General features: G+C 53.1%; 7 protein-coding genes. 4 read left to right on the top strand and 3 right to left on the bottom strand.

Features of this window, described 5'->3' with window-relative positions; genetic code table 11:
- Positions 1–113: 113 nt before the first annotated feature.
- Both HBN61_RS09980 and HBN61_RS09975 read left to right on the top strand, forming a co-directional pair.
- Positions 114–1,196 (top strand): Y-family DNA polymerase, encoded by a 1,083-nt coding sequence (locus HBN61_RS09980; RefSeq protein WP_262498748.1) that lies wholly within the window; start codon positions 114–116, stop codon positions 1,194–1,196.
- Between the two features lie 261 nt (positions 1,197–1,457).
- The gene (locus tag HBN61_RS09975; RefSeq protein ID WP_262498747.1) at positions 1,458–1,829 is read left to right on the top strand and encodes a hypothetical protein; all 372 of its coding nucleotides are present in this window, start codon (positions 1,458–1,460) and stop codon (positions 1,827–1,829) included.
- A 128-nt stretch (positions 1,830–1,957) separates the two neighbouring features.
- Here HBN61_RS09975 and HBN61_RS09970 read toward each other — a convergent pair whose 3' ends face one another.
- The 3 genes from HBN61_RS09970 to HBN61_RS09960 all read right to left on the bottom strand — a co-directional run bounded on the left by HBN61_RS09970 (position 1,958) and on the right by HBN61_RS09960 (position 4,577).
- Complete coding sequence (locus HBN61_RS09970; RefSeq protein WP_170046670.1) at positions 1,958–3,025, bottom strand: hypothetical protein; 1,068 nt, start codon at positions 3,023–3,025, stop codon at positions 1,958–1,960.
- 90 nt (positions 3,026–3,115) lie between these two features.
- Complete coding sequence (locus HBN61_RS09965) at positions 3,116–3,778, bottom strand: hypothetical protein (protein WP_170046669.1); 663 nt, start codon at positions 3,776–3,778, stop codon at positions 3,116–3,118.
- 44 nt (positions 3,779–3,822) lie between these two features.
- Positions 3,823–4,577 (bottom strand): IS5 family transposase gene (locus tag HBN61_RS09960; RefSeq protein ID WP_371926216.1). Its coding sequence is split into 2 segments (ribosomal slippage): positions 3,823–4,248 and positions 4,251–4,577, totalling 753 coding nucleotides; the frame shifts between segments, so codons are not numbered across the junction.
- A gap of 253 nt (positions 4,578–4,830) precedes the next feature.
- Here HBN61_RS09960 and HBN61_RS09955 point away from each other — a divergent pair.
- Together HBN61_RS09955 and HBN61_RS09950 are read left to right on the top strand one after the other, a co-directional pair.
- Positions 4,831–9,867, top strand: a complete 5,037-nt coding sequence (locus HBN61_RS09955; RefSeq protein ID WP_170046668.1) for an AAA domain-containing protein — start codon at positions 4,831–4,833, stop codon at positions 9,865–9,867.
- A complete protein-coding gene (locus HBN61_RS09950; protein WP_010466328.1) occupies positions 9,867–11,306 on the top strand; it encodes a hypothetical protein in 1,440 nt (479 codons plus the stop codon). The genes HBN61_RS09955 and HBN61_RS09950 overlap by 1 nt, the downstream gene beginning before the upstream one ends.
- Positions 11,307–11,568 lie beyond the last annotated feature (262 nt).

The raw sequence follows: 11,568 nt of genomic DNA, 5'->3' as shown, positions 1-11,568 counted from the left end.
GTCAGGTGCAACGCGAAATTGGCAACCTATCGGCGCCGTCACACTCAACCCAGAGAGGGAGCAGCCGGCAGTGAAAATAGCAGCTTAAAAACACGGCTGACGCGACAACTACCTTGCAAAACGCCGGAATCGTGCCGTTTTCCAGCAATTATGCCCTGTATGGCGATATATCCGAACGCGTCATGACCATTCTGGAATCAACAGTCGATTCCTGTGAGCGGTACTCGATCGATGAAATCTGGCTAAGCATAGGTGGTATGCCCGGTAACCTTGAGGCATTCGGCCGTGATCTTCGGTCCCGAGTATTACGCTGCACGAGCATCCCGGTAGGTGTTGGAATAGCATCCACTAAAACCCTTGCCAAGTTGGCCAACCACACCGCCAAGCGCTTGCAGGCTCAAACTGGAGGCGTTGTGGATATCCGTGATCCTTTCAAGCGAGACTGGGTTTTGCGTAACACCGCGGTTAGGGAAGTCTGGGGAGTTGGTAGGCGAATGACAGCGCACCTGGAATCCATGGGCATCCTGAAGGCTATGGACTTGGCAAGGGCTGATCCCAAGATGCTGCGGCAAAAATTCAGCGTGGTGGTGGAGAAGACCGCCCGTGAACTGGCGGGCATATCATGCTTGGACGTTGAAGAGGTTGAGCCGCCAAAGCAAGAGATTTGCTGTAGTCGAATGTTTGGGAATCGTCTCACAGACCTAGCTCCGATCAAGCAGGCCGTGGCCACCTACGTTGGGCGCGCAGCAGAAAAGCTTCGAGTCCAAGGATCGCTATGCAAGCGCATGCGGGTGAGCATCCGCACTGGTATGTTCAACCCGGACGAGGCCCATTACGCCCAGGGAGTGATGGTAGAACTGCCTTACCCGACATGTGACACTCTGCTCATGACGCGAATGGCTACCGACGCAGTGGCTAAAATCTTTCGTCCCGGCTTCCGTTACAGCAAAGCTGAGGTGCTTTTGATGGATCTGAGGCAGCCAGGTGAGTTCACCGAAGACCTGTTTGCCCCCAAGCAATCTGCAGAATGCGTTCGGCTGATGCAGGTCCTGGACAATATCAACGGAAGATGGGGCCGGGGCACACTGCGGGCTGCCAGTGCTCCAGCATCACCTGACTGGGGGATGCGCCGTGAAATGATGAGCCGATCTTATACGACCAAGTTGGACGAACTTTGGATGGTGCGCTGCGATTAGAGGTGTCAGCGGTCGAGGGATTCTCATTGCCGTAAAATCCACAGTGCCCTGAAACCAATCTGAAACTGGAATTTTCAAATGGAAGCTTTAGCCATTTTCACCAGGCAAATACTCAGTCGTTCGAGTGATCACCGACGAGCCATGCAGCTTCTGGCCACAGCGAAAATTTCGAGTCAGATGATGGCCATTCTCCGTCAAGAATTGGACTCGATGGTTCGTGTCGTTTACTTACTGAATCAAGGGCCATCAAGGCGAGCGAGCTTGATTGAAGCATCGGTGAATGGGCAGCTGTGGACTCAGCCTGGCGGTCGAGGTCGCGTAACCGATCGCGAGATGGTCGAATTGGCTCAGCACCTACAAGGTTGGACGCGCTCCGTTTACACATTCGGGTGTGCATTCATTCACTTGACGAATTTGCACGATTACAACGACCGAGATCCAATGGTGCTGCTCCCCGCCGAGGAGCGCGACGCCATTCTCGCCCATTGTCGGTACTATCACGGAGGCCCAGAAAACTCGACGTTTGAAGATTTGCTGGCCTACTTGCCAAGTGTTCTCGAAAAGGTGTCGGGTAACCTTAAATGCTACCTGGAACAGTTACACGATGAGGACTCCATTGGCCAGGTGGGTTAGGGATCCAACTACCCCGCTCAGCAGAGAGTCAGGAAGAATGTCGGCGGAGTAGCGAAGGTTTTTTTGAAACCAGCATCCCGGGCGGCCCAGGACGCTTAGTACAACAAAAAAGGTATCGAGGCTCATGGTTAGCCATTCATAAGCTGCTCAAGCTCACCGATCTCATCTCCCTCAAGACCAGGGAGGAAATACATCATGTCGAAATGGAGAACACCGGGTTCATCATTAACCATCATGAACGCATTCATATCGTTCCATAGATGAATTAGGTCCTTATCGGCAGTGACGAAGAAAACGTTGTCCCCGTGATTCCGGATTTCACTCAGGAACAGAATGAGGGAATAAATGTCCAGAGCGCCATTGAAAGAGTGACCATCGCTGATGAAATTAGGTTTATTGAATTTCAATAGCTTGAGGATGGGATTGTGCCTCTCGCCGGTTACTGCTTTGAAGACAATTGCCGCGAATATCAGATGAAAGCCCTGTACGTTGGCAGCCTTGGCCAAGCTTATAATCGCTTTGAAACCCTCTAGGTTCTGCGGGACGTGATGGCCCGACTCGTATTTTCCGTAAACGGTATCAATGAACTCAAGAATTGCTTCTAGGCCTTGGAAAAAGACGGCACTCGCCTTGTGCAACTGTGGAAGCGAAGCGTCGGTCGCCTTGATCGTCAGGTTCGGGGCGCGTTCCTGCATCTTGGTGGTGAAGAAACCAAGCTCTGTGCGCATTTCTTCGAGTGACGGAAGTCGCTTGTCAAACCGATTGTTTCCCTCAAGCAGAATTGGCTTGGGGTCGATAGTGATTTCCCTGTTTTGGAAGAGATCAACCACCACCTGAATGGCGTGTGGCTGAGGATTTCCTTTTTTGTCGATGTGATTCTTGACGGTGCCAAAGGCATTTTTGTCAAAAAGGACCACAGCGCCGTTCGGAATGAAGGCTAGAGGCCGCCAGCCGCCCGGTGAAAGGGCAATTGCGTCTCCTTTCGAATGTACGAACCGCGCAGGAATCTCTGAGTATTCCTTGAAGTCTTTTTTCCCATTCATTTCATAGGAAACGTTTCTGGCCTTGAGCTTGATCTCCTGACCTTCGTCATATTTCACATAGTCGTCCCAGTTGAAATCAACGAGATCGGCCTCGGCAAAGCTTGCAACTAATTCTTTGTCGAGTTTGAACCACAAAACGTCATTACTCGGCACCTGCGATTTCCTCTATTTGAAAAGACTATAACTAATTCGAAAATTCAGCATCAGCGTGTAGGTGAATTCCGACTGAATGTCACCATAGGTTTAACTCAAAAACTCTAGATCATCGAACTGAAGACGACTCTCCATTGTGTGGATTGCGAAATCGATGCGCTCGGAAATCGCACGCCCACGGCGTCTGAGAAGGCCTACTACATCAAGTATGAGACGAACATTGTGATAGAGCATGGCCAGCGTGCTTGGCGCGTCGCTGGAGGTGAGTTGGCCCCGCTCCAGCATGAGACGCACGTGTGCGTTTTCATCTAAGGTTACGTCGCTTGGGAACGTTAGGAACGGCACTCCAACATTGGCGGCAATCACCGAGCGGATCGTGTAGTCATATGACGCAGCAATGATGCTAGTCCTATCATCCATGCGCCAAGCCATGGACAGCTTCCAAGAAGTCTGCGCAACCCATTTTGTAGCCAAATCCGAATAATCCTGCCTAAAAAGATATTCTGATTGCTCGGATTCTATGATCTGAATCATTGCGGCTAAGTCTTTTGGATCCTCTGATACGAAACGATCTTTTACAGGCTCTAAGAGCTCCGCGATACCGTTGCCCGTGATGAAGCCTCCCGGTGTCTCACGAATTTTTTTTACCTCTTGATCCGAGCGGGTAGATGCTGACCCATTTACGTGAAATGTGGCCCGATCCGCCGCGACGATCACGCAATCCCCAACGCTTATAGTCGTAATGAAGGTCATCGTTTCTCCCAAAATTGCGGTTAAGAACTAGGGGGTGTTCTCATTCAGGCGAGCCATATGACAGCAGACACAAGGGATAACATCGACTGGTAATTCCTGGCCAGTCGCTCATATCGTGTCGCTATCCGGCGGAACTGCTTCAGCTTCTGGAAAAAGCGCTCTACCAGGTTGCGAGCCTTGTACAGATGTCGATCAAGGCTGCGAGGGTTCAGGCGATTCTTTTTCGAGGGGATGATCGCCTCAGCGCCACGACGCTGGATGACCTCAACAAAAGCGTCTGAGTCATACCCCTTGTCGGCCAAGACGGCCTCGAAGGCGAAACCCTCGATCAACGCTTCAGCCTGACCATACTCCGAGGCTTGCCCAGGCGTTAACAGCAAGCGTATCGGATTGCCCAAAGCATCGACCGCCGCATGAATCTTGGTACTCAGTCCCCCTCGGGACTTACCCATGGCCTCGATGTCCTGATCTGTTTTTTTGCCGCACCGTGCTGGTGAACCCGCACGATGCTGCCATCCACCATCAAATGCTCCAAGTCAGCGTCAGCAGCGAGTGCCTCCATCATCTGCACCCAAACGCCTTTGCGTGACCAGCGACTGTAGCGCACATAGACTCTATGCCAATGACCGTAGGTTTCCGGGAGGTCACGCCACGGCGAACCCGTACGAGCAATCCAGAGTACCGCTTCGACAAACTGACGGTTATCGCGTGCGGTGACGCCTCGATCATGGGCCTTGCCTGGCAACAGATTTTTGATCCGTTCCCATTGATCATCATGAAGAAGCCTATGGCGACTCATCCGCTGCTCCAAATCCACTGAAGGTTACGGATTTAACCTGCTCGATTCAAATGAGAACGCCCCCTAGGTTCGCTTCACTAATTTTAGGTGGTAATGAGTCCGAGAAAGCGAAGACTGTAGGTTGGGCGGATCCCAAAAAAACGGATCCAAAAATCGCTAATCGCTAAATCACCCGATCTTACATTTCAGTGCGCCGCCATTTACATTAACGTATGGCAGATTGATTCCATCATGAAAACGTTTCGGGGATTGCATGGACGTACGCTATTGGGAAGGAGGTCTCCTTTCTTTTGAGATCGACGCTATCGACAAGATGGCCAAAGCATTTGGGCCCAAAGAGCTTCCTCCGGAACCGGTGGCAGGCTCTACGAAAGGAAAGTCGTTTGACGTTCTGAAACAATTGAAGAAGCCTGAGGCAGGCCATGGCGTATGGCCTTGGCGCGGCTACGCAGGTTTTCGTTTCGCGAACTCGCGGGGAGCAGACGGGGAGTTCGACCTCGTCATCGTTACCCACAGTCTCGTTCTTGTTGTCGAACTTAAGCACTGGCGCGGTGAGATCACCAACCACGGCGGTAAATGGCACCAGGACGGGAAAGAAACAGAAGTATCCCCGGTAGACAAAACCCGTAGGAAAACCTATGAGTTGAGGAAACGAATCAAGGGTCTCAAGTCTCGGCTGCCTGGCGGGAAAGAGCCTTGGATCGACTTCTGCGTTGTGCTCACCGGAAAATGCACTTTGAATCTTCCCGAGGTCGAGATGCAGCACGTCATGGTGCTGGACGACTTTCTGGAAATGGCCGATCCCAAGCGGTTTAAAGACCGATTCAACGCGCGCTCGAATATCGGCTTGAACGAGCATTTCGACTTCTTCGACGGCATCATCAATGAAGGAACGGTAAAGCCCAAAGAGCTTGTTGTTGACGACTACCGTGCGCAGTCGCAAGCGGTATTCACGCACCCAACAGACGTCTACCGAGAGTACGACGCGGTCAATATCCACAACAAGGATGACCGTGCGATGGTCCGTCTATGGGACTTTTCGAAGCTCGATGACACCCGTGCTCGAACGGCTGAAGGACGATACCGAATCCTCTCGCGCGAGAGGGATGTCATGGTCTACCTGCGGCGGCGAGATCAGGAATTGATGAATCGCTGCGCTCGCCCGAAGCGTAATACCAGCCCCGACAGTGTCACCGAGCAATATGCCGAGTTGCTTGAAATGCCCGACGGGCATTACCGTCTAAACGAGTTCATAAACCGTTTTGTAGAGCGGATGCCTGCGCATGAGCGCGTCCAGCTTTTTAAAATCCTTCTGGCTCAATTTGCTGGGCTGCATGGATTCAAAATTGCTCACCGTGATCTGGGTGACCACAGCGTGTGGTTCTCTCCATCGTCATCGATCGCTCTTTCCAACTTCATCAGCGCCTACTATCAGCCTGTAGGTACTCTCGGCGATTTGCGTACTTTGTTGAGCATCGGTGCTATCGCGCTCCCTGAAGACCAGAACACCGCGATGGAAGGCAGCACGCCATTTCGTCGTGATGTCTTCGCGCTCGGGCTGATGGGTTGGCATCTGCTTCAGGCCAGGCCCATGCCTCTGAAGCTCGACGTCGCCTACGTTGCGGGTGTTCAAGCTCAGGTTGAGTCATCAGAAGACTGGCCTGCCAAGGTGCTCGTACAAGCGTTGCAGAATGATCCGAAGGAGCGATTCGATGACGCCAGCGCATTTCAGCAGGCATTGAGCGACTCCACACCGGATAACTCCGCAAGCTTTGAATTTGATAACCGGCGACTTGACGTTTTCTCTACCGATCTACGACTGAGCTCCGCGTACCGGGAGGACGATGAGCCTATCTCCGACACGGCTGAGAAACTGATCTACCGATCGGGCCCCTTGGTCGTGAAATCGTGGCCGTCAATCAACGCCCGGGATCCCAAGGACGGTCAAGGGCCGATGTTGATGGCTTTCTTCGAAGTCCTGGAGCAACTGAAGGGCAGCGGTTTTGCCTTTTTGCCAAAAATTGAACACTTTGGTTACGATCGCAGCGGTAACCCATTCCTAGCTCAGGAGCATATCGACGGTGAGCACTGGGATGAGCTGAAGGGGTTGTCGGTTGAGACCCGTATCGCCGTCGCCCATGGGCTAATCGACGCAGTTGATGGTTTGCATGGCCAGCAATTGAGTCACGGCGATCTGCATCCACACAACGTTAAAGTAAATGTCGGTTCGGCTCCTGAAAACACTCAGGTCTACCTGCTCGACTGTCCAGATTTCTCGGCTTCAGGTACATCACCGGTCAACACCCGCTACAGCCCCGTATTGGAAAACTGTACACCAGCAGAGCGAGACAACTTCGCTGTGATGCGAATGGTGTTTGAGCTCCTGGACATGGACTGGGACGCGCCGTCGCAGAAGGATATTCCCGCCCTGAGAGCAGCCGTTGCGCACGAAATGGATACAGAATCGGGCTTTCTTTCTTTGGACCGTTTTAAGGACGCTTTGGAGGCCGCTTTCACACCTGCAAAAACGATCGAAACCGTCTCTGTCGTTCTACGCAACAGAAGTGGCGAGGCATTTGAGATCCTGCCGGACAACGGGAAAGTATTTGTTGTCGTGAAGCCCTACCAAAGAGCCCCCACCAAAGCCCTTGAGGTGACGTTCGCAGGTGTCGGAGGGCAATTGACGGCTGAGTTCGATCCTGCTTCCAGGCATTTTGTAAATGCGTTCAAAGCCAATCAGGAGATGCGCGTTCCGGCTTATCTGGCGCGTCAGGCAAACCACCACATAGAGGCTCGCTTCAGCGTCTCGGGCGGTACCAGCGTCAATGTCTATGAGCTGACCAAGCTTCTGGCCAAAGACGAGGCATTTCTAAGCTTAGCCGCACAGGTGCATGACGCCGAAGTGCGTAAGCAAGCGGCGATTGAGGACGGTGAAAGTGTTGCGGACTCGATTACCGGTGAGGACGAGGACAACGGGCTTGCCATAGATGAGGCGCAGCTAGAAGCTGTGAAGGTGCGCAGTTTCCCTGTCAGTCAAATATGGAAAACCATCACCTCCACCGAGCTTGAGGCCCAGCCTTCTTTCCGTGTTTCCGAAGAGCCGCACTTTCACAAGGATGGCGTAGGCCTTTTGATTCCCTACGCCATGGATGCAAAGGCCCTTGAGGGGTTTGAAGCGGGAGACAACATCCGGCTGATCCTCCGGGACGGGGAGAAGGATATTGATATCGGTGAGATCAACCTGGGCATGAGCGTGCGTGATGCAGTCTATGTCCCTGCCTCCAGTCGTTCAAAACGCGTACAGGCAGGCTCCCAGTTGTTCATCCAAAGTCAGCAGAACAAGACATCAATGACGCGTCGTCGTGGTGCGATGGAGCGGATCCTGAACCGGCAGTCAGTGCTGCCTGACTTGATGGATTACTTCGACGAGAAATGCAAGCTGGCACCAAGGGGGTATGCTGAAGAGCCTACCGATGCGGACTTTGCAGTGTACGAACGCACCACAGCGAGTGGTACGGTCATCGGGCTGAACGAAGCCCAACGCGCCGCGTTCACGCAGCTCATCACTACAGGGCCAGTAGGCCTTTTGCAGGGACCTCCAGGGACAGGTAAAACTGAGTTCATCGCGGCCTTCATCCATTACCTGATCAGCAAGGTCGGGGTGCGAAACATCCTTCTTGTCAGCCAGTCTCATGAGGCTGTGAATACTGCAGCAGAACGGATCCGCGCGCACTGCCGTCGACTGGACACCGAGCTCAACGTTGTACGCTTCAGCAACCGCGACCATGTTGTTTCTGAGGAGCTCCTGGACGTTTATTCTCGCAACATTGTCGACCGTCAGAGAAATGGGTTTAGCGCTGAGTTGAAGGAACGCGTGGGTTCCATGGCTTCGTCGTTGGGTTTGGGCAAAGCTTTCGTCCAGACGATGGTGGATGTGAATCAGCGAGTGTTCCACTTGGTTCGGTCGTTGAAAAAGCTGGACGAGGAAATTCAGCGTGCACAAAAGGGCAACGGGGCAGATCGAAAGGCGTTGCAGACGCTGAAGTCCTCTCTGATGGGCGAGCTGAATCTGAATGCCACCTTGTTTCTTGGCGAACTGGTTGAGGGCGAAAGCACTCCCCAAGAATTACTGGAGCGCGTCTATGACCATGTCCAAACCGTTCATGGAGTTAGGCCCCCAGAGTTCAAACACTGCCTTGACCTGATTCAGCTTTCTCAGGAGTACGTTGAGCGTCTGTCGAGCAACAGGGCCAATTATGATGAGTTCCTGATGCGGTCCAGGACATTGGTTTGCGGAACGTGCGTGGGTATTGGGCTGCAACATCTCAAGCTTTCAGAAACCCACTTCGACTGGGTCATCATCGACGAAGCTGCTCGATCGGCGCCGAGTGAATTGGCGATCGCCATGCAGGTGGGCTCTCGGGTCCTGCTGGTCGGCGACCACAACCAGCTGCGCCCTACGTATGAGGAAGAACATAAGGCAGCCATTGCCCGTTCCCTGGGTGTCACCACGAGCTCAGCCGAATTCCAGCAGGTCATGCGCAGCGACTTCGAGCGAGTGTTCCAATCCCCGTATGGTCGTGCCACACGGGCGACGCTCAATACGCAGTATCGAATGCTCCCTGCGATTGGCGATCTAGTTAACGAGATCTTCTACGACATTGACCTTGAGAACGGCTACAGACCAAGTCCTGCCTATTTTTCGCAAAACGTGCCCGAGTGCCTGTCACATGTGGTCACTTGGGTCGACACCAGCGAGTTAGGCAAAAAAGCCTACGACAGCGGCACGCTGAGCCTGTCCAACAGTGCTGAAGCGGACGCTATCATCCGACTGCTGGAAGAAATCGCAGAGGACACCGAATTTTGTGCGGGCATGGCCAAGGAGATGGCCGAATCGCAAGAGCCCCCAATCGGGGTCATCTGCATGTATCTCGACCAGAGGAAACTGGTGAGAAAGAGGTTTGCCGAGAAAAACTGGTCGGAGGAGTTCCGCAAGCTCGTAAAAATCGAGACCGTCGACAGTTATCAGGGTAAAGAAAACAACATCATCATCGTCTCACTGACCCGGGCCAAAGCGGATCAATCACCTGGCTTCCTGGCGACCCCGAATCGTATCAACGTCGCGATGTCACGCGCGATGGAGCGGTTGGTCATCGTAGGCAGTTTGAAAATGTGGAGCGGTAGGAACGCGAGGCTTCCATTAGGTCAGGTAGCCAGCTTTATCCAGACGAAACAGGACACGATCAACTATTGCATCAAACCAGTGACGCCGGCCAGGAGGGTTGTCTGATGGAGCTTAACCCAGTTGTTCTATTCGAGCTGGACGTCGTGGTCCCTGCGCAACAGTTCCGTATCGAGTACACCCTTGTTGACAAAGGGGGGTTACCGGTTGTACCGGAATTCCTTCTGCGACTGCTCAAGATTTCAGCGCTGCTGCCAGCTGAAATCGGCAATTATTTTGGGTTTACAGCTCAAGAGCTGAGTTTTGCAATCACACCTTTTCTACAAACGGGCGAGCTTAAAACGCGCCCGGATGGACGAATAGAGTTGACGGATAAGGGCCGTAGCTTGTTCGCAGGCAACCATGAGTCACCGATTGTGAAACGCAAGGAAGAGCGCGAGCAGATGTTCGTGTTTGATCTCCTAACGTTTACTTGCCTGGGGAAAAGTCTAGGGGATGCAGATTCTAAAAGGTGCCTGGAATTGCAGGCACCCAGCGATACGCTCTCTGAGTCAGGTACGAAGGCCGTCGGTGCCTTCATGCGGCAAATCTACGACATTCATCGGGCTGGACACCTGGGTGGGCAGTCGCAGGATGCTGGGCCGCCGGAGCTCTACAAAGTTGCGGGTGTGCAAAAAGTAAGAGACGGTTGGGAGAAAATAGAAGAGCGCGTCAGCCTTGATGCCGACTCTCGGCTGGTACGCTTTGTCGCGAAGGAAGGGCTGCGGGAAAACGAGATCTACATGCGTCAGCGTACGGAGCAGTTGAGCAGAATGCTGGGCAGAGAAAACCTCGATCAGGTTCTGCAGCTCGCCGACATCCTGGGCGATTCGGACGCCTACGACTTCGTGTCTTCAAATGGTCTGGACCTTTCTGCCCTGTACTACAGCGCGAGTGCCGTTGCACAGGTTAGAGAGTCTTCCGGGCTGCGACTTTTTGGATCGCTACAGCTGCAGCAAAACTGGGACAGAGTTTTTTCCGTGCTGCGCAAACATCAGAAAGCAGTTCAGAGTGAATCCCACGCTGCTCCGATCAGCCTGTCCTGGATGGCTCCGGCTTCACATGAGCTCTGGGGACGCTCGGCCAGGCATGAGCAGATGTGCAGTGCGTTTTCTGATTTATCAAAAACAAAAAGCAAGGGAGGCGCGAATGATGGAAAACTTGTATTCGACGCCAAAATGCTTATCCCGGTTTCTGCAAGTGACGATTGGCCGGCGATCAAGCGCGCAAAAGCAGATTGCAATAAGGCCAGACTGCTGCTTTGTGGCTTTGTTGAGTCAGAGCAACTGGCGCCGCTTGAGGCAATCGTCATTCACGGCAAATGCGCGGTCGTGGTTTACCATTTAATTTTGCCGGCGTTGTCCCCAGTACCGATACCCTTTGGTTTCATCAGCGAGGATCCCGCCAAGATCCTTAATGTTGAAAACCTCATCAACCGCACGATGGGCGAGTACGTCACAGGTAATACACCGCGTTTCCTCGGCAGCTTCGAACCACCTGCGACCTGAGCGCTACGAACGTAGAGACACTGGCAGCAGTGGAGGGTAGAGGCGTCGATCTTTCGACCCGTGGGTCGGCTGCTTTTGCGTACACCAGATGATTGCGAACACTTTGTTAGCCCCCTCGCCGCGATGGCTTGGGGGCAGCTTGATTCACCAGATTCAGATATATCCGGTCACCGATGCAGCAACCTATTCATCTACAATACTGTGATTCGAGGATAGACCGAATACTACGGTAAATTCTGGTACAGAAACGTATGCGTCTGCG

The sequence above is a fragment of the Pseudomonas sp. WS 5071 genome, assembly GCF_012985765.1.
Classification (GTDB): Bacteria; Pseudomonadota; Gammaproteobacteria; order Pseudomonadales; family Pseudomonadaceae; genus Aquipseudomonas; species Aquipseudomonas lundensis_A.
The sequence above is the reverse complement of the archived record's forward strand: the minus strand, read 5'-3'. Positions and strand labels throughout refer to the sequence as shown.

Bases quoted from the DNA above. Each gene is read 5' to 3' on its own strand.
- HBN61_RS09950 (WP_010466328.1), top strand. From the start codon at position 9,867: ATGGAGCTTAACCCAGTTGTTCTATTCGAGCTGGACGTCGTGGTCCCT.
- HBN61_RS09965 (WP_170046669.1), bottom strand. From the start codon at position 3,778: ATGACCTTCATTACGACTATAAGCGTTGGGGATTGCGTGATCGTCGCG.
- HBN61_RS09955 (WP_170046668.1), top strand. From the start codon at position 4,831: ATGGACGTACGCTATTGGGAAGGAGGTCTCCTTTCTTTTGAGATCGAC.